General features: G+C 39.0%; 21 protein-coding genes and 1 tRNA gene. 13 read left to right on the plus strand and 9 right to left on the minus strand.

Features of this window, described 5'->3' with window-relative positions; genetic code table 11:
- Positions 1-26: 26 nt before the first annotated feature.
- From NWE95_04525 to NWE95_04555, 7 genes are all read left to right on the plus strand, one after another.
- Positions 27-815: a sugar phosphate nucleotidyltransferase gene (locus NWE95_04525; GenBank protein MCW4003162.1), complete on the plus strand. Its 789-nt coding sequence runs from the start codon at positions 27-29 to the stop codon at positions 813-815.
- Positions 816-825: 10 nt separating this feature from the next.
- Positions 826-1,470 (plus strand): PIG-L family deacetylase, encoded by a 645-nt coding sequence (locus tag NWE95_04530; GenBank protein ID MCW4003163.1) that lies wholly within the window; start codon positions 826-828, stop codon positions 1,468-1,470.
- A gap of 94 nt (positions 1,471-1,564) precedes the next feature.
- Entirely contained in the window at positions 1,565-2,860 is a 1,296-nt protein-coding gene (locus NWE95_04535; GenBank protein ID MCW4003164.1) for a glycosyltransferase family 4 protein, read from the plus strand.
- Positions 2,861-2,910: 50 nt separating this feature from the next.
- Positions 2,911-3,723, plus strand: coding sequence for a PIG-L family deacetylase (locus NWE95_04540; GenBank protein MCW4003165.1), 813 nt, complete (start codon positions 2,911-2,913; stop codon positions 3,721-3,723).
- A gap of 194 nt (positions 3,724-3,917) precedes the next feature.
- Positions 3,918-5,132: a class I SAM-dependent methyltransferase gene (locus tag NWE95_04545; protein ID MCW4003166.1), complete on the plus strand. Its 1,215-nt coding sequence runs from the start codon at positions 3,918-3,920 to the stop codon at positions 5,130-5,132.
- 50 nt (positions 5,133-5,182) lie between these two features.
- Positions 5,183-6,064: a DUF1616 domain-containing protein gene (locus tag NWE95_04550; GenBank protein ID MCW4003167.1), complete on the plus strand. Its 882-nt coding sequence runs from the start codon at positions 5,183-5,185 to the stop codon at positions 6,062-6,064.
- A 115-nt stretch (positions 6,065-6,179) separates the two neighbouring features.
- Positions 6,180-6,962, plus strand: coding sequence for a hypothetical protein (locus NWE95_04555; GenBank protein MCW4003168.1), 783 nt, complete (start codon positions 6,180-6,182; stop codon positions 6,960-6,962).
- Positions 6,963-7,086: 124 nt separating this feature from the next.
- Here NWE95_04555 and NWE95_04560 read toward each other — a convergent pair whose 3' ends face one another.
- Together NWE95_04560 and NWE95_04565 are read right to left on the minus strand one after the other, a co-directional pair.
- A complete protein-coding gene (locus NWE95_04560; GenBank protein ID MCW4003169.1) occupies positions 7,087-7,377 on the minus strand; it encodes a hypothetical protein in 291 nt (96 codons plus the stop codon).
- Between the two features lie 256 nt (positions 7,378-7,633).
- Complete coding sequence (locus NWE95_04565) at positions 7,634-8,098, minus strand: hypothetical protein (protein ID MCW4003170.1); 465 nt, start codon at positions 8,096-8,098, stop codon at positions 7,634-7,636.
- A gap of 245 nt (positions 8,099-8,343) precedes the next feature.
- On the opposite strand from NWE95_04565, the gene NWE95_04570 reads away from it, so the two are divergent.
- Positions 8,344-8,646, plus strand: coding sequence for a hypothetical protein (locus NWE95_04570; protein MCW4003171.1), 303 nt, complete (start codon positions 8,344-8,346; stop codon positions 8,644-8,646).
- Positions 8,647-8,993: 347 nt separating this feature from the next.
- On the opposite strand, the gene NWE95_04575 is transcribed toward NWE95_04570, so the two are convergent.
- Both NWE95_04575 and NWE95_04580 read right to left on the minus strand, forming a co-directional pair.
- A tRNA-Ala gene (locus NWE95_04575) sits at positions 8,994-9,068 on the minus strand.
- A 559-nt stretch (positions 9,069-9,627) separates the two neighbouring features.
- Positions 9,628-9,768, minus strand: coding sequence for a hypothetical protein (locus NWE95_04580; protein ID MCW4003172.1), 141 nt, complete (start codon positions 9,766-9,768; stop codon positions 9,628-9,630).
- A gap of 209 nt (positions 9,769-9,977) precedes the next feature.
- Between NWE95_04580 and NWE95_04585 the strand changes: the two genes are divergently transcribed.
- Positions 9,978-11,042, plus strand: a complete 1,065-nt coding sequence (locus tag NWE95_04585) for a PAS domain-containing sensor histidine kinase (GenBank protein MCW4003173.1) — start codon at positions 9,978-9,980, stop codon at positions 11,040-11,042.
- Positions 11,043-11,214: 172 nt separating this feature from the next.
- On the opposite strand, the gene NWE95_04590 is transcribed toward NWE95_04585, so the two are convergent.
- Positions 11,215-11,442 carry a helix-turn-helix domain-containing protein gene (locus NWE95_04590; protein ID MCW4003174.1) on the minus strand — a complete coding sequence of 76 codons (228 nt, stop codon included), beginning with the start codon at positions 11,440-11,442 and terminating at the stop codon, positions 11,215-11,217.
- Positions 11,443-11,467: 25 nt separating this feature from the next.
- Positions 11,468-12,673, minus strand: a complete 1,206-nt coding sequence (locus NWE95_04595) for an ORC1-type DNA replication protein (GenBank protein MCW4003175.1) — start codon at positions 12,671-12,673, stop codon at positions 11,468-11,470.
- 99 nt (positions 12,674-12,772) lie between these two features.
- Here NWE95_04595 and NWE95_04600 point away from each other — a divergent pair, with 99 nt between their 5' ends.
- The 4 genes from NWE95_04600 (at position 12,773) to NWE95_04615 (ending at position 14,334) form a co-directional block, all read left to right on the plus strand.
- Positions 12,773-13,339: an arginine decarboxylase, pyruvoyl-dependent gene (locus tag NWE95_04600; protein ID MCW4003176.1), complete on the plus strand. Its 567-nt coding sequence runs from the start codon at positions 12,773-12,775 to the stop codon at positions 13,337-13,339.
- A gap of 178 nt (positions 13,340-13,517) precedes the next feature.
- Positions 13,518-13,727: a hypothetical protein gene (locus NWE95_04605; GenBank protein MCW4003177.1), complete on the plus strand. Its 210-nt coding sequence runs from the start codon at positions 13,518-13,520 to the stop codon at positions 13,725-13,727.
- 41 nt (positions 13,728-13,768) lie between these two features.
- The gene (locus NWE95_04610) at positions 13,769-13,942 is read left to right on the plus strand and encodes a hypothetical protein (protein MCW4003178.1); all 174 of its coding nucleotides are present in this window, start codon (positions 13,769-13,771) and stop codon (positions 13,940-13,942) included.
- Positions 13,943-14,070: 128 nt separating this feature from the next.
- On the plus strand, positions 14,071-14,334 hold the full coding sequence (locus tag NWE95_04615; protein MCW4003179.1) for a translation elongation factor-like protein: 264 nt from the start codon (positions 14,071-14,073) through the stop codon (positions 14,332-14,334).
- Positions 14,335-14,339: 5 nt separating this feature from the next.
- On the opposite strand, the gene NWE95_04620 is transcribed toward NWE95_04615, so the two are convergent.
- The 3 genes from NWE95_04620 to NWE95_04630 form a co-directional block, all read right to left on the minus strand.
- The gene (locus tag NWE95_04620; GenBank protein MCW4003180.1) at positions 14,340-15,455 is read right to left on the minus strand and encodes a TIGR04084 family radical SAM/SPASM domain-containing protein; all 1,116 of its coding nucleotides are present in this window, start codon (positions 15,453-15,455) and stop codon (positions 14,340-14,342) included.
- A 37-nt stretch (positions 15,456-15,492) separates the two neighbouring features.
- Entirely contained in the window at positions 15,493-16,818 is a 1,326-nt protein-coding gene (locus NWE95_04625) for an MFS transporter (GenBank protein MCW4003181.1), read from the minus strand.
- Between the two features lie 182 nt (positions 16,819-17,000).
- A complete protein-coding gene (locus NWE95_04630; GenBank protein MCW4003182.1) occupies positions 17,001-17,993 on the minus strand; it encodes a polyprenyl synthetase family protein in 993 nt (330 codons plus the stop codon).
- Positions 17,994-18,010: the final 17 nt, after the last annotated feature.

Here is an 18,010-nt window from a genome sequence, read left to right on the forward strand (position 1 = left end):
ATATTACAAATTGAGAGGGTTGGTGGATGAAAGTAGTTCTTTTTTGCGGTGGTTTGGGCATGCGTTTGCATCCAACCACAGAATTAGTTCCTAAACCTTTAGTTCCAGTTGGAGAGAAACCTATACTTTGGCATATGATGAAGTATTATTCTCACTTTGGTCATAATGATTTTATTCTTTGTTTAGGCTACAAAGGGGAGCGTATTAAACGATATTTTCTAGATTATGATGAATGCCTTTCCAGTGATTTTGTTCTATCAAATGGTGGTAGAGATCGCAAGTTAATTGAAAAGAATACTGATAATTGGAGAATAACTTTTGTAGATACTGGTTTATATTCAAATATCGGTCAAAGATTAAAAGCGGTACAAAAACATCTTGATGGCCAGGATATGTTTCTAGCTAATTATAGCGATGGGTTAACTGATCTAAATCTACCAAAATACATAGAATATTTCATCAAAAAAAATAAAATAGGTTGCCTTTTAACAGTAAAGCCTTTTCATTCATATCATGCAATAACATCAAGAAAAAACGGTTTAGTTTCAAACATAACGCCTCTAGTAAGTTCTGATATACGAATAAACGGTGGATATTTTATTTTTAAAAATCAAATATTCGATTACATAGGCAACGGTGAGGATCTGGTTGATGAACCATTTAAACGACTCATAGCGAAAAAAGAACTTGTAGCATATAATTATGATGGTTTTTGGGCAAATATGGATAATTATAAAGATAAACAGCAACTTGATGAGTGGGCTGGAAATGGTAATGCTAAATGGCAAGTATGGTTAACAAAAAGCCAAGGTTAGGTAAAAGTGTTTGTTGACTATTAATTTTAATCTTCCAGAGAAACCAAAAATCCTTTGCTTAGGTGCCCATCCTGACGATATTGAAATCGGTTGTGGAGGTACTCTTCTTAGGTTAATCGAAGAAATACCTGATTCTGACTTTTACTGGGTTGTTTTTAGCGGCAATAAACAGAGACAAAAAGAGGCCAATGCAAGCGCAGAATGTTTATTGAAAGGTTTGTCAAAAAGAATTATTATAGGCAATTTTCGTGAGTCGTATTTTCCTTATATTGGTGCCTCAATTAAAGATGATTTTGAGCTCCTCAAAAAGGAGCTTTCTCCTGATTTGATATTTACCCATTACCAGAAAGATGCACATCAAGATCACCGCTTGATATCTGAGCTTACTTGGAACACCTTTCGTAATCATTTAATTCTAGAGTATGAAGTTCCCAAGTATGAGGGTGATTTAAGAACCCCTAATCTGTATGTTCATCTTAATGAATCACAAGCAAGTCTGAAAATTAATCATATTCTCCAATTTTTTAAATCTCAAACTGAAAAAAATTGGTTTACTGCCGACTCGTTTAAGGCGCTTCTAAGAGTTCGTGGAATTGAATGTAATTCTCGCGGACAATATGCAGAAGGGTTCCATTGCCATAAGCTGGTCTTTTAATCATTTATCGGAGTCCAATTTTAAAGCGTACTAAGTAGTTAAGCCACTGTTTGATAACACTTTTCCTTTAAACAAAAAATGTTGTATTAGGTGAGTGATTGCTATTTCAAGAAATGACAACAAACATATAGTTGCTATTGTAGGCACAGATACTATTTCATCTACTGTTTCACCAACCGCTTCAGTAGCTATTATCCATTGTAACTTATCAAAACAGTTATCTCAAAAATATATTGTGCATGTTTACTCTCAACGGGGAAGCAATCAGGTTGAGATGAGTTTAGACGGACTGGTTAAGCATCATCATATTTCTAGTAGGTTTGATTATTTAACAAGATATTTTATTTCAGTAGTTGCAAAACAAATAACAAAATTTACACAAGTTTTTTCCAGAAAGCCATTTTATTTATCTCTTTTTAATGATTTTGTTTATGCTCTCCGAACGGCCAAAAGCATTAAAGTTGAAAAATGCAACATAGTTCAAATTGCTGAAGAAACCCAACTGATACCTTTTATAAAAATGATAAATCCTAAGACTAAAATCGTTTTATCAATGCACAGTGAATTGTTGACTCAACTCGATAGAAAAACAATGACTAATAGGCTTAAGCAAGTTGATTTTATAATTGGATGTAGCGATCATGTAACTAAGAAAATCGTTAAATGCTTTCCTCAGTTTAGTATCAAATGTCAAACGATTAATAATGGGGTTAATATAAAACTCTTCAAACCTTTAGAAAATAAACTTGCGTCTAAAAGAATTTTGTATGTTAGCAGGGTGACACCAGAAAAAGGTTTGCATGTTCTTATCGAAGCTTTAGCTCGAGTGGTTGAGATATTTCCCGAAACACATCTAAATGTTATTGGTTCAAAAGTAATGTGGTTACCTGAATATTTTATTAATCTGAGTGAGGAACCAAAAGTAAAAGAGCTACTATCGTTTCATGCTAAGGGACGGTCAGGTTATCTAGATTACCTGCAAGAAAGAATTTTGGAGCTTAATCTTACAAATAATGTTACTTTCCACGGTGTTATTCCTCATGAGAATTTAATTTCATATTATCAGAATTCTGACCTGTTCGTTCTTCCTTCCTTTAGTGAAGCGTTTGGTATGGGCTTAATTGAAGCTATGGCCTGCGGATTGCCTGTGGTAGCTACCGACGTTGGTGGAATTCCAGAAGTAGTTGAGCAAGGAAAAACTGGATTATTGGTTGAATCCGGTGATTCGGGCGCTCTTGCTAAAGCTATTTTAGATATTTTTTCAGACGGTAAAATGAGAATTAGGATGAGTGAAGCAGCACGAAAGCGTGCTGTAAAGCTATTTTCTTGGGAAAAGATTGCAAATGATGTCTCTCAAATTTACGAGTCTTTAACAAAGTTTGATAATTAAACGTTATAGACTATTTGTATATTATAAGTTTGTTAACTTGGATGTTGTATATGAATATTCTTCGATTTAGACTACTAAAGTTATACAAGCTTATACTAAGCAACCGTACGAGAAATAATAATATAGAGTCTATCAAAAAATGTATAGTAGTCTTTGCTCCTCATCCTGATGATGAGACGCTTGGTTGTGGTGGAACTATTTTAAAGCAAATTAGAGCAGGTTCCCAAGTTAAGATAGTTTTTATGACTGATGGAGCAAATTCTCACTCACACATAATTTCTTCTGAAAAGCTTGGGCTTATCCGTGCTCAGGAGGCAATCGCTGCAGGTAAGAAACTTGAGGTGAGTGAAAGTAACCTTATTTTTCTCGGTTACCGAGATAGTGATTTATGTCGAGATATTAATGACGCTGTTAAAAAAGTTCAATTGATTCTTAAAGAGTCACAACCTGATGAAATCTTTATCCCTCATGAGAAAGAACCAATAACAAATGATCATTTTGCCACTCATAGAATAGTTTCATTAGCTTTGAAAAACTATAAAAAAAGAGTGATTGTATCAGAATATCCTGTCTGGCTTTATTATCATTTTCCTTGGGTTCAATTTCAAGCCAAAGACGCTTTAGGCTGTCTAAAGCATATGTTTTTTTCAAGTTTTCATTTAATAGTGGATTTCCGCTTTTCGGTCTATGTTGGTGATGTGATTAGCCTCAAACGGTTGGCGTTGCAAGAGCATAGGTCTCAAATTACCCGTCTTTTTCCTCATCCACGTTGGCAAACGTTAGGCGATTTATCAAACGGCGAGTTTTTGGAATGTTTCTTTCAAGATTATGAGCTTTTTAATCGATACGTACTTAATAAATAATATTTTGAAATTAACTAGCAAAGAATATGGAAAAACTAAAGCTCAAATAGCCCTTAACTGGTTAATTGCTCAGGATAATATTATTGCCATACCAAAAGCGGTCTCGGTTGACGACTTAGTTCACTTGCCTTTGAAAGACTCACTGAGAGCTATATACTCGTTTCACCATTTTAAAGTTAAATGGAAGCGAAAAAATGGTTTCTATTGGCACAAAAGCATCCAAACCTTGTCCATTATGCGGAGAAGACAAATCGATAATCTTTTTTGAAATGCACAATATCCCTTGTAATTGCAATCTCCTTTGGCAAACCAGAGAGGAAGCCATCAATTGCCCCAAGGGCGATTTAACATTAGGATATTGCCCTTCTTGTACGTTTATTGCCAACTACACCTTACAACCTGAAAAAAATCAGTATATAGGCCAATATGACAATTCACTTTATCACTCCCATTTGTTTCAGTATTTTGCGAAAAATAAAGTTCAAAGTTTAATTGATAAGTATAATTTGCATGGTAAAACTGTTATGGAAGCGACAGTTGGTAAGGTTGATTTTTTATCCTTTTTCTGTTCTTTGGGTTCAAATAAGGGGATAAAATTCGATACTTCTTTCATCAATTCTTTAGAAGGCTCTAAAAAAGATATCATACCTGTTGATTATAATAGTTTAACTGAGGATAGCGATTCAGGCAGAGCTAACAATGAGCCAGTAGACTTTGTTTTCTCCTACCATGAACTTGAACACGCAAATTCACCAAGGCACTTTCTAAATATATTAAAAGAAAGGATAGGGAAGAACTCTGAGACCATTTTCTATATTTCTGTACCACATATTATTAAAGCATTTCATGAGGGTGATTTCACCGACGTAATATATGAACATCCGTCTTATTTTACCAGTTCAGCTCTATTACTTCTCTTTACCTCTTGTGGCTATAATATAATAGATATTCGAGAGGAAACAGGTGTTTTCTCTAGTTCATTAAGCGTCGTTGCTTCGTTGAATAAAGACTTGTTTCCAAAATTTGATAAAAATCATGAGTTAGAACCTATAGAAAAAGCAACATCAGAATTTGGTATTAAAACAAAAATGCTGATGACAAACGCTACTCGCAATATCAAGCATCTGCTAGATCAAGGTAAGCGAATAGTTATGTGGGGTGCAGGAGCAAGGGGGGTCACACTTCTAAACATATTCAAGGATGATAGAATCAAGTACGTAATTGATATAAACCCAAGCAAACAAGGGAAGTTCCTTCCAGGTACAGCACAAAAAATAATGGCGCCTGATTTCTTGGTAACCTATAAACCTGATTATGTTTTTATTGCAAACTCGGTTTACAAAGAAGAAATTGCAAAGCTATTAAGAGATTTAAATGTCAAAAGCGAGCTATTGACACTTACCGATTGATAAGATATCAAGTAAAATTAAAAGCGCTGATTTAGGTAAGCTTGGTTGACTTGACTGAAACCGAAAAAAATGATGCTGACAGACTTAGTAAAGCAATCTTAAGGATTGTTAATGATCAGAAACCAGATACGATGAGGCAACTAGTATATCTTGTCTCCAAAGAGACTGGTGTTGCAGAAGAAAAGATTGTTACTGTAATCCAAAAATTGGAAGATGAGAAAAAAATTGAATTTGCTGAATTATTATTTCCGCAGGCTCTCAATGAATACGTTTTCTCCTTTAGAGGAACATGGTTTTGGTTGACGATTAGTCTTTTAATAGTTGCAACCTTTTCAATTTTTATGATTCCTGAAAACTTTTTCCCTTTAAGTTATATACGTAACTTTTTTGGGCTTCTCTTTGTTTTGTATTTACCTGGGTATTCGTTAATCAAGACTCTTTATCCGATAAGTGTGCCTTTAAAAACGAGCTCCTTAACTTTAGACTCAATTGAACGTATAGTATTAAGTTTAGGCTTAAGTTTAGCAGTTACTCCAATAGTGGGTTTGATGCTTTACTATACACCTTGGGGTCTAGGCCTTACGCCCATTACATTGAGTCTTCTTTTTGTAATTGCTGTTTTTGCTACGTTAGGGGTTTTGCGTGAATATCAAGCAAGGAAAGCCTTGTTTTTGAAAAGGGTTATAGCTGTAACTGAATACGAGCTTGCTGATAACATTCTTAGGTTCTTTGCTACTCAGGGATTTGTGAAAAAACGGCGAGTTATAGTTAAGGAGATACTTGTTGCTGGGATAACCGCCATAGATAGTCATGATAATGAATTAAGTGTTACACATAATGGTGTTACCAACATTTTTTTAATGAGTAACGCTAAATCATGTAGCAGTTTACGTGATAAAATGCGGGATATGATAGTTGATGGAACAAAGTAAAGATAACCCAGAGTCGCTTCTGCCTAGAAGAGTCTTTGCTGTTTCTGATTTTGAGATTTCCAACGGCGTTTTAAAGTTCTTCAACGTCAAGGGTTTGTTCAAGAAGAAGGTGATTGTGGTAAGAGAGATACCGATTGATGAGATAGGCAGTGTGGAGAGTTATTGGAATGAGCTAAGCATAACTTGGAATGGGGTTACAAACATTTTTTTCAAGAAGAATAGCTTTGAATCTTTCAGTGAGCTCCGTGATAAAGTTCGGTTGCTCATCGACGAGAATCAGAAAGTATTGCAGGAAAAAGAAGCTTCTCGTCTTAGGGGTGTTGAACTTGCGATGATGGTTGGCGCTGTCTTGCCTGTTGTTGATGCGGTTTTTGATGTTTTGAGGGGATTGCATGTGAAAAAGATTGATTGGTCTCCAATTGAGGCTCAATGGAGCCCTGTGGGTAAAAGTTGGAATTTCGAGACCCAAAATTTACATCCGCTTTCCTTAGATTTATCTTTGATGTCTGATTCAATAGCTTTGCAGTCGTCTAAGAAGGTTGCTAAGGAAGGTTTTGTTGTTTTAAAGTTGATTCGTGGGTACTTTGATGGTTTGAAGGTAGCGGATGATTTTTCAGATGTTCATCCGAACTTTAAGGATGCAATGGCTTTGGTTGATGCTTATTTTGCTCTTAATGATGTTTTCTTGGGAAAAATTGTGGGCGACAAAAATGTTGTGAAAGAATGTGGTTTTCTTGAGGGCTTACTGCAAAAGTTAGGTGATGAAACAAACTTTAAAGTTAATTTTGAAGAGCTCAATGCTTGTGTTGGTCGCCTTGATGTTGGGGTTGATGTTGAAGGTGTTGTTGGAGAAGTCCGGGCAATTTTTAAGGAACAGTTGTCACAAATGGTAGCTTGACTCGATCATTTTTTATAATCGTTCCTTATATGCTTTTTTTTGAAAGTTTGCTTTTTTTTAATTTGTTTTTTATGTTTTCTTTCAAAGTGTAGCGGTCGCTATTTTATTTTAGCGTTTTACAGGGTTAATTGTTTGTTTTAATTATTTTTGGGCGGAAATGTACTGCTTTTGAGATGCGACGTTTTTTCAGCCATCCCATTCGCGACAGTTGATTTAAATAGTTGCTCTCTATTGCTCTGCACCTTCCCGTCAAGTTTGACACTTGCACAGCATCGCATTCTCCCTTTGCTGCCACCACAACGTAGGTTTTTCTTAGGTGGTCTGGCAGGCTTATGAGTTCGCTTTCGGGAATTTGGATTTGTGGCGGGTTTAGGTTTGAAAAGCTTTTTTCTATATCGTCAAGTCGCTTTCTCATGTTCATCATTTCTTTGAAGATTTGTTCAAGTATTGATCTTCTGACCAGTTTGATGCGCCCCTTGTTTTTATCGAGTGAGCGCACGTAAGATAGAAAAGTGATTTAACGGTTTTTGAGAATGTAGTTTTAGTGGTTTGTGAATCGGGTTTTGCTTTTGGTGAAGCCGATTTTGCTTGTTTTGAGAAGTTAAGCTTGCAAGCGCTAATATTAAAAAATGTGCTTTTTCTTTTTGCGGGAAAATGGATTGGTGTTGTTTTTATGCTGTTCCTGTGATGGCTATTTGGACGTTGAATGATGTTATTCCGCTGATGCTTGAGGATACCGTTAATGTAAGTGTTGCTGCTGTGGATTGCCCGGGTGCTAGTGTGGTTCCTTGTTTGTTCCATGTTACTGTTATAGGGCCATTGGCGCTTGTTGGGTTCCAGTTGCTTGTTGTCATGCCAAGTGTTAATGTTGCTGTGCCTTGCGTGTTTTTGAGGTATACATTTTTTGTTACGGTTCCGCCTGGTGATAGTGAGCCCCAATCTAGTGCTGTTAAGGGAACTGTGCATGCGCTGTCAGAGTACACGCCTAAGCTTGAGGAAGGGGTAGATGTTGTTGTGATTAGTCCTGATGAGTTTATGTTTATACTTACATTTGTTGCTGAGTATGCTGTTAGTGTCAGTGCCAAACTGATTAAAATAATTGCTAATACGGTTATTGCAGGGATTTTTGTTTGCATTTATTTTTTCTTCCTCTCTCTGAGAAGACAGCGTGGGTCCAGACTTTGAATTTCAGTGTTAATGAGAGCAACAGAAATACACTGAAGGGGAAAAATGGGCGTTTCGAAGCTAATTTAAGTGCAGTGAACTAAACTGAGTGCTTCCACGCTGCATATTTCAATGCCGCGGCGGATTGTGTATTTTGGTAATATCACACACACAATCATTTAGAGTCAAAAATGGTTTTATGCTGTAGGGAGGACAGGTGAAGAACCCCAAAACAAAGTTAGAACTGTACGTGGAAATCCTGCGGTCGCTAGAAAAACAAGAGTTAACAAGACTAGCTGACATTGAACAGAAAATTAATGTGGGCAATCAGGCGTTAAGGCACGCTTTGACTTTTCTTGAAAAGCAAAATTTTGTCAAAAAATTAAACGTAGATAACAGAATCGTTTACAAAAACACCCCAAGAGGCGAACGCGTAACTAAATATTTTAGTCAACATGAACAGGAAGGCAACTATCTGATTCCTGACAACACAACCTACACCAGCACCGCCTCCCCCTAACCGACTCCCTGTCAATTACTTTTTTGCCTAATAGAGGCTGAGGAAGAGGCTTCTTTGACCGATGAGGAAAGGCTGAATCGTTTTTGGGGCATTGATTTTTGCTCGGTCTTTGGCTTGGGCATTCTTTCGGAGAAAGCGAAGCAGCGCTTGAAAAGCATCGACAAATAAAATCATCCCTTGCAAAATTTATAAGATGAGTATAGATTAGCGTATGTTCAATGTGTTTATGCCCAAGTTGGTGTTTGACTAAGAGAATGTCTTTTGTTTTGGCATAAAGCATGGTTGCATAATAGTGCCTTAAATCGTATGGTTAGGTGATTCAAAAAGGGGGCGAGCGGACGTAAAAGTGGACCGAGCGGGATTTGAACCCGCGGCTTCCGCGTTGCGAACGCGGCGATCATACCCGACTGATCTACCGGCCCACGATGGTGGTTTGCTGAGGGAAAAACACCGCTGTGAGAGGATTTAGAGCTTTCGGTGGCTTTGGGGCTGGAGTTGTTTTGGCGCAAGCAGTTTCTTTAAATGCAGTCGGGCATATTTGGAGCCTATTAGAAACTCTATGTTGAAACCATAGAGGGGTAGGCTCTATTGGCGCTTTTCCAAGCCATTAGCATGTCGGTTTACTGCGACCATACGCTACTACGACCATTACGGAAAGCCATTGCCTTTTAGGGGTTGGTCGTGGTAAAAACTGCCAAGAATACATCAGCCAGCGCCTTGATGGTCGTAGTAAAACCGCACTGTACACCGCATTCAAATGTTTTTTATAGGGGGGATAGGCTCTATGGCAGAGCAACAAACCTTCTGCAACATGGCGCCTATATAATAGGGGGCTATAGAAAAAACACAGCTTAATTCCAAAGCCCCAGACCTAAAAGTCAAAAAAAGACCTAAATTGCTTTCCCAAACACTACACACTAAAAAATAGCCTAACAACTCACGTATTCACCGTTAACGAGTAACGAGAAGCGTTTCTTTGACTTACTGCTTGCTTAACCATTCCTGCTGAACTTTTAAGTGCTCGTCACGTCGGCTCTGACTTTCTTGGCGTTGCATTAATTCTTCAAGTTGCCTTTGCCGATGTTCTTGGCGTTTGAGCGCCTCTTGGTGAGGATCTGACATTTCAACGCTACCAACAAAAATAAGGCAGAACGAAAAATTTATTGCTTTTTAGGATTCAGCGCTCAACTGCCCCCAGCAATACGCAAATGATTCAACATCAGGCAAGTTAAATCCAAGCCCCAACATGTTCTATCGATTGCTTATCAAAAAAAGATATAAAAGAAAGAAAGTGAATAGAAAAAAGAAGTTTTCAGATGAAGTGAACATAAATGCTACAGGTGCCTATCGAAGACCAAAACCTTTTTGCCCTCGCCACAGAAATGTCCATAGATGGCATCGTCATCGGAAACGTTGATGGCAAAATCTTATACATTAACCAAGCCATCTTAAAAATGTGGGGGAGCACAAACAAAAACGAAATAATCGGAAGACACGTTATAGAATTCATCGCTCCCAGCGATAGAGAACGCGTCACTGAAAAATCTTTGAACGGCTTAAAAACAGGCGAAGGCTGGAGCGACACATTCACAATCTTCAACAAAGCAGGCTCAACATTCCCAGTAGAAGTAACATGCACACCAATATTCCACAACGCCAAAGCCATAGGTTTCATCGACATCATCCGTGACATAACTCAACGCATCAAAAGTGAAGAAAAACTTCAAGAAGCCCAAAAAAGACTCAAAATCTCAAACGAAAAACTGCTGGTTGTAAGCGGACTAGTCAGACACGACATCGCAAACAAACTAACAACCATAAACAGCTGCATCTACATGGCAAAAAAAAGCGGAAAAATTGAACACTTAACACAAGCAGAACATGCATGCAACGAAATCAAAAGGATGCTGCAATTTTCAAAAGACTATGAACTATTTCACCAGCAAGAACCAGACTACCTCAATGTAGCAGACATATTCAATGAAGTACTCGAACTCTTCCCAAACGCAAGTAACCTAAAAATAACAAACCACTGCCAAAACCTCAAGGTCTACGCTGACTCACTGTTAAAAGAACTATTCTACAATCTAATCGATAACACGCTAAAATACGGCAAAAAAACCACACAAATCACCCTAACCTATGCAGTACAACCAGATCAACTAACACTTATCTACCAAGACGACGGCAAAGGCATCACACCCGAAATAAAACAAACCCTCTTCAAAAAAGGAACAGGACAAGGCACAGGACTAGGACTCTACCTCACCAAGAAAACCCTCGACACCTACGGCTGGCAAATCAAAGAAACAGGAACCTACACACAAGGCGCAAGATTCGAAATCACCATACCCAAAAACAACCAAAAAGAACCAAACTACCAAATCACACACTAACCCCAAGCATATTTGGATGCTATTAGTGGTTCTATGTTGAATCCTATAGAGAGTAGGATGCTATTGACTGTTTCTCAAGCATAAAATGTTTGGAAGTGGCATCTTGTTAATGACTCACATCTTAACGCTTGTGGCACAACCACAAACAGCAAGGAAACCAAACAAACAATATCTATTGCGCTTCCCAAGCCTCGATCAAATCCGCAACCGCCCGCCCCTTAAGCGAACCCTCAGAAAAACGATACATTCTAACACGTCCGTATGTACGTACCTGCAAAATTCCCTCAGCCTCTAAAACCCGAAGGTGTTCAGCAGTCGAAGCATAATTCAACCCAAGCCGCCGCGCAACATCCGAAACATTTAACGAACCCAAACCATATATTAACTTCAGAATCTTCACACGCGATTTGGAAGAAAAAACCTCCTCAAGCTCCACGCAATAACCCTCCTCCCTTTTCAACCTCTAAACTCGCGCACAACTCCCTTTCCAACTCCGCAGCAGGAATTCTTGGGAGAAAAAGACGTGTAGACCGCCCACGCATATCACTACTTGCCACCTCAGTTTTTATAATACCAAGCGACGAAAGGTACTGAATATACTTCCAAAGTTGCGTATGACTATTCGGGGTCTCATTAAACTCTTCACAAACAACCGCGTAATCCCGCTCAACCTCAGAGAGTGAAACATATGCCTCTTCATTTTCCTTAAAATAACGTGCAACCGCAAGCAAAAACAGCTTCTCATGTAACCCAAGCGATGCCAACTCGCTACGCCGTAATCCTGGAATAATATTCGAAACAGCCATCCGTACGCATTCAGGCTCTACTATTCCCGCATCTTGTGCATCAGCATATTTTCCAGCGCGCCACAAAAGTTCAATCCCAAAACGTGCATTACCTGTTTCTGTAAAAGCTAATTCTGCAATCAATAAAACCACGTCCTCAGACACTGCGCCCAACTCAAAAGCCATCCCCGCACGGTCACTGAGGATATCAACAAGCTCACCTTTGACATAACGCTCAAGCTGTATGATGCTACGTTGCAGAGTGCTCTTAGCGCTTTCATCCAGTTGCTCTAAAGCTTTGAGGTCACGCATAATAAAAATAAACGACAACCGCTGAGGCTTTCCCACGCGCATCTCCTGCAACCTCGTCAACTTATAGACAGCATCCGAACCCTCCTTCTCAATAACACTGTCAAATTCGTCAAGCGCCAAAATCATTTGAACACCCTCTTCATCTAAAACCTTCAGAAGTGAGGACTGAATTTCTTCAGGAGAAAAACCGCGCGCTGGATAATTCGGCTGAAAAAGTGCAACTGCTTGGTACAGAATTTGGCCAAGGCTTCCCCGGTATTCTCTGCAGTTAACGTGAAGATAATGGAATTTTATGCTTCGCTTGTTGGCTTCGGAAGTGAGCGTTGCGCCGAAATGTTGTGCTAGGGCTGTTTTTCCTGTGCCCACATCACCAGTTATGATGACACGTTGAGCCATCCGCTCTGGGCAACGCAAAATGAAGCTGAAGAATTCGGTTAGTAAGCGATGTTCTCTTTCTCGGTGAGGCAGCTTCTGTGGAATGTAGTTGATGTCAAGCTTCGACTCATCTTTAAACACGCTCTGACGCGGAGCCATAGCAAACTGCCTCAAGTGTAGCTTTACTGTTGGATAATACTAATTCTTAAAACAAAAGCCTAATAAATGCATTCTGTAATCCATATTTTCCGAAATGAAATGATACCGAAATACTTTTTTCTAACAAAAGGCGTGGGAAAACACAAAGAGCAGCTTCAATCTTTCGAATTAGCCCTCAGAGATGCAGGCATCCAACATTGTAACCTCGTCAGCGTATCCAGCATCGTACCACCTGGATGCGAACAAATTACACGTGAAAAGGGCTTAAAGATGGTAAGACCTGGAGAAATTACCTTCGTCGTCATCGCGCGCAATGCAACCAATGAACCGCATCGTCTTGTCGCGTCATCCATCGGCGTGGCGATTCCGTCGGGCAAAAACCAATACGGATACCTAAGCGAGCATCACTCTTATGGACAGACAGATGAAACAGCAGGTGACTACGCTGAGGATTTGGCGGCAACTATGCTTGCTACAACCATGGGTATACAATTTGACCCAGAAACTGCATGGGATGAGCGTAAACAGCTCTTCAAAACTACAGGCTTAATCATCAAAACAGCTAACATAACACAGTCAGCGGCAGGAGAGAAGAACGGTTTGTGGACAACGACAGTTGCAGCAGCAGTATTTGTCCCACCAGATAAAGAGTCTGGCTCAAGTTAGAACTGCAAACAAATAAGTCCACCTTACATTTTTTAAAGAAATTTTTTGCATTGGTGGGACTTCAAAGGCAAGCACTGTGTTGAAAAGTTCGTCGGTTGGTTTGTCCGTTTTGTTGTTGCATGCACGCAGTCACTTATGTTAATACGGAAAATTTCTACTTATGTAGTAGGGTGAAAGTATGGAAACAGTAAGTATAAGTGACAAGCAGGGAATGGAAATCTGCGAGAATGTTGGGAGGTTGCTTGTTGATGAACTCGACACTGAAGAAGTGTGGGATAAGGTTGAGCAAATGCTTTCTGACTACCTGAAAAGCAATAACATTAACGAGGATGCATCCGCTCTGACTGATAAACTTGAGTGGTCCGTTAAAGTTAGGCTGAAAAAATAACTCCCATTTTTAGATGACTTCTTTTTAAAATGATTTTGGGGGTGAATGCTTTTTCAAAAGAAAAGGAGAGAGGACAATTTACGATTGAACAGAGACGAAAGAAGCGGGAGATTATTGAGGAACAAGATAAGCGAGTAAATATTCCGCCTGATGTTGGTGAGCAAGAGAAGAAGGCGCTAGACCAAACGGGTGACGACGCAACTTCTGGCTGGTGACCGTTACGCACTACTTAGATGAAAACGTTTTGAACATTAAAAAAAGAGACGATGGATAAAAGTTACGTTACATTGTAAAACAAAAATTTTATTAATCTTAATATTCGTTAATTGAATTGAGCGTGTATATGTTGACTGAAGAGGACATAATCGAGATAGGATTAATCACACATTTCTTCTCAAAAATAAATGTCGCAGTGGTAGAACTAACATTGCCCCTTTCAGTCGGCGACCACATTCTGATTAAGGGGCCAATGACCGATTTTGAGCAAACTGTTGATTCAATGCAGATTGACCGCAAAGCCATTCAAAGAGCTCAAGGTGGGCAAAGCATAGGCTTGAAAGTAACGCAGCCGGTTAGAGAAAAGGATGTTGTTTACAAAAAAATCTGATGCTTTTATGGTATGATTTCGCAGCCGTTGTATTTCAAATAATCAAAATTTTTAATGTTTAGTTTTCCATTTTTAATTAGCTGTTGGATTTTTGGAATCTTGGCTCTTACCGCCACAATAAGCTGTTCTACTGTATAACAAACATTGCGGTAGGCATCGTCACTCCACCGTTTTGTTATGTTTGTATATAGGCATCTGCCGCCGCAAACGCTGAGAGATTGGCATTGGATGCACGGTTTTTGACTAACAAAAAGTTGCTTAAGCTTAAGCGGATGTTGGCTACTTATGTGTCCTAAATAGTATTTCTTCATCCCCCACATGGTTGGACATGGAATAATGTTACCATCCGTTTGGATTGCATAATTTATCCAGCCTGCGCCGCACCGCATTAGACAATTTTTCTCTTCATGCAAAAGTGACTCCGCAATACCAAGCAATGGGTAGAGCTTTAAAACTACACCCTCCTCCATTTTATCAACCCAAAATTTCGTAAGCCGTTTAACTCCAGGAACGTAACTGGTTTTTGTCCATTCTTCAAAATTGCGTCTCGGAAAATCGTTGCCCCAGAATCCCGCGTTAAGCTGCCAATGCACTGAAGAAAAGGAAAACTCGTCATTATTCAGTAGCCACTTGACTTGCTTTTCGATGTCAGTTTGCTCCATCGCGGTCATGCGAGCAATCAATTCACCATTAAAACCATTCTCCTTGATTAGTTTTAGGTTGTTTATAACTTTGCGAAAAGTGCCCTTTCCACGGTAGTAGTCTGTTAAGTCTTCTTCACCGTCGATAGAAACCAGTATTGTGTGGAAACTATTAGTGTATTTTGGCTCTAACTTGTCAAGGAGCAAACCGTTTGTCTGAATCATAAAATGCTTAGGCGTAATTTTGTCCATAATTTGCCTGAGTTTATCAGCCTCAAGCAAAGGTTCTCCACCATAAAACGTTAAAACGCAGTCTGCATCCTGGCGACAAAAGCTATCTAACTCCTCAAGTTTATAGGCGATTTTGCGGGGCAAGTCATAATCGACTTCTATATCTTCACCAAAGTTCTCGTCGAAATCGTCGAGGCTCTCGCCAAAGCAGTAGCGGCACTGCAGATTGCATTCACTTGTCACTATCACGTGGAAGAACATGAATCTAAATCAAATGTACCCTTGTTTAATAGTATTGTTCTGCCAACTTCTTAGCTTTATCATATTCTTCACTATTATTCTCTGTTTGATCATCTGATTTTGATTCCGAACTATCTTCATTTTCACTTGTTTTTTTGTTTTTTTCAACCATCTTCTTTGCTTTCTCGATATAGTTTTTCAAATCTCGCTCTTTCACATGTTTTTCAGGTAAAGTTTCAGGAGCATAAATTAGGGGCAAAACTGCAATGAACAAAAAGAAACTAGCCAGTGAAAATGCCATACTCGGCTCTACTGACACCACATAAGGCTGGACTAATATGGGCAGTAAGCCTGACAAAAGATAAGGCAGACCACCCAAGACATAGTACTTCTCTTTTCTTGAATCCATAGCCAAGTCACCCCACACAGCCATGAAAAATACAACAGCGAACATACCCCATGTCACACCATCAAGAAAGGTATATACATACCAAGATATTGGGTTCCCAGAGAATACAGAGAGCAAAGCATAATTAATCCCCAGTAAAACAAAACCAGTAATAACGACCCTTTTCCTTCCAAAAGCATCCGCCATAAAGCCACCGATAATAGCAAAAATTCCCAAGATTACAAACTCAATTAGACCAAGGGTTGTGGTCAATTCTTGTCCCATAATATTATCCAAAAGTGGTGTTTCAATGAAATTTACAATAGAAAACATTAACCAAGGTAATAAATACAGTAAAACATCTCTCCTCTTTAAGATATTGCGGTAACTCGGGGTAGCGTGACCACTTGAAATAGCCTGTTTTCTGTCAAGGAGTAAAAACAAAACAAATCCTGATAATCGCCAAGCAACAAGCGTTAACAAACCAAGAGTGACCCCGAAGATACCTACCACGACAAGTAGCAGCAAAATAATGAAGCCAATTGCGCTCCATATTATGCCGCCCAAAAGACCCCGTTTCTCTATGGCAGTTCTATTGGCAAAATAGGCCAAAGCTGATGGAAGCCCGCTTCCTACCGATACGCCTAACAACACTAAGATTATCAAAGTAACTAATTCATTACTTGATTGAATAAAAATCATTAATGAAGACACAAGAGCCCCAAATAACATCCATAAAGCTAGCCCGAGCCGTTCTGCACGGGGCAAAATATAAGCCCCAATTATGGCTGAAAGAGCAATGGCAATGTAGTAAACTAAGAAAAATAGTCCCTGTAACTCCGGCGCGCTTTCTCCAATAATACTGTTGAGAATAACATAACTAATAATATACCATACAAGCGTATTAACAACCACAACAAAAGCTGGAGCGAACTCTTTCCAAGCTTTCTTCCAGCTGAAATTGACAGGCGATTGCACTTTCATATTCGATATTTCAGCGCTTCTAGAATAAAGCATTATTGTTTAACGAAAAGTTAAAAAGCTTCAAAATTGAAAACCTGCAAAAACTTAAATAGTAGTTGTGTAGAACAGTAGAACAAAGATACAAGAGGAGAGAGGAAAATGAAGAGAAACACTCCAATCCGTGCCCTTCCACCATAAAAACCTTAAAGGTCTTCAAGTAGAGAATTGGCTAGTTCATTTAGTTGTATAGTTATTATTATATTCTTTTGATTTTGTAGCTGTGATGCTATAGCAATTGCTTCGGTGAGCAAGCTACTCATTTTGATCTTTGTTTGAGTGATTTCTTTGGTTGAGTAAAGCAGATCTAAAAGGTTGTCTACATCCTCACTTGTCAGCACATTTTTGGAAAGAAGTTGGTTTATCTGGATTTTTGTGGCCGGGTCATTTAGAGCTAACAAGATTGGTATGGGTAAGCTTTTCACGTTGCTTCGTTGGGTTAATTCGTCTATTTCGAAGATGTCAATGAATTCTTCTCTTAAGATAGTCAGTATTCCAATAATACGACCGTATCTCGCTAGTGCTTGCACTTCTTTTTCTGTTCCGCCGCCGATAATTGCGCCGATACGCATATCCGCATCTATGCTAGCCGCTTTATCGTTAATAATATTCCAGTATTGGTCAGCATCCACCTCAGCGTTTCCACGAAGGCTCAACTCCAAGGCATGCGCGTTACCAATGTCAAACAAGCTGTTTTTAACGATGCGAAATAATTCACCTAATTTTTCTGTTTTAAGGTTCAGCATTGCGTTTCCAAGAAGAGCAAAGCCTTCTAAAATGAAAGCGTTGCCCAAAAGAAGCGTTGTTTCGGCACCAAATTTGCCATAGACTGTGGTTTTCCCGTTTTTTGTACTGGACTTGTCAATTATGTCGTCATGGAGATCAAAGGCGGCAGCAATCATAGAAAGGCTTGCTTGAACAGGTACAGCAGCATCCAAGTTGCCTCCAACCGCTTCGCATGCCAATGAAAACAAGCCTGAATGGGTATAGTCATTCCAATTCTCAAGATAGTGTTCGAGGGCATCATGTATAGTTTGGTCTCGTATACTTTCTTGCCGCATCGTTTGTTTGGCATAATCAAGTCCTTTTTTGCTTCTTCGCTGAAGCTCAGATATAATCATTAATGTATTTGATGTCATGATTACTTTTATGATGG

It is taken from the genome of Candidatus Bathyarchaeota archaeon (assembly GCA_026014725.1).
Taxonomy (GTDB): Archaea; Thermoproteota; Bathyarchaeia; order Bathyarchaeales; family Bathycorpusculaceae; genus Bathycorpusculum.

Bases quoted from the DNA above. Each gene is read 5' to 3' on its own strand.
- NWE95_04585 (MCW4003173.1), top strand. From the start codon at position 9,978: ATGCTACAGGTGCCTATCGAAGACCAAAACCTTTTTGCCCTCGCCACA.
- NWE95_04595 (MCW4003175.1), bottom strand. From the start codon at position 12,673: ATGGCTCCGCGTCAGAGCGTGTTTAAAGATGAGTCGAAGCTTGACATC.
- NWE95_04565 (MCW4003170.1), bottom strand. From the start codon at position 8,098: ATGCAAACAAAAATCCCTGCAATAACCGTATTAGCAATTATTTTAATC.
- NWE95_04615 (MCW4003179.1), top strand. From the start codon at position 14,071: ATGTTGACTGAAGAGGACATAATCGAGATAGGATTAATCACACATTTC.
- NWE95_04540 (MCW4003165.1), top strand. From the start codon at position 2,911: ATGAATATTCTTCGATTTAGACTACTAAAGTTATACAAGCTTATACTA.
- NWE95_04580 (MCW4003172.1), bottom strand. From the start codon at position 9,768: ATGTCAGATCCTCACCAAGAGGCGCTCAAACGCCAAGAACATCGGCAA.
- NWE95_04525 (MCW4003162.1), top strand. From the start codon at position 27: ATGAAAGTAGTTCTTTTTTGCGGTGGTTTGGGCATGCGTTTGCATCCA.
- NWE95_04625 (MCW4003181.1), bottom strand. From the start codon at position 16,818: ATGAAAGTGCAATCGCCTGTCAATTTCAGCTGGAAGAAAGCTTGGAAA.
- NWE95_04605 (MCW4003177.1), top strand. From the start codon at position 13,518: ATGGAAACAGTAAGTATAAGTGACAAGCAGGGAATGGAAATCTGCGAG.
- NWE95_04560 (MCW4003169.1), bottom strand. From the start codon at position 7,377: ATGAGAAAGCGACTTGACGATATAGAAAAAAGCTTTTCAAACCTAAAC.
- NWE95_04545 (MCW4003166.1), top strand. From the start codon at position 3,918: ATGGTTTCTATTGGCACAAAAGCATCCAAACCTTGTCCATTATGCGGA.
- NWE95_04600 (MCW4003176.1), top strand. From the start codon at position 12,773: ATGATACCGAAATACTTTTTTCTAACAAAAGGCGTGGGAAAACACAAA.
- NWE95_04630 (MCW4003182.1), bottom strand. From the start codon at position 17,993: ATGACATCAAATACATTAATGATTATATCTGAGCTTCAGCGAAGAAGC.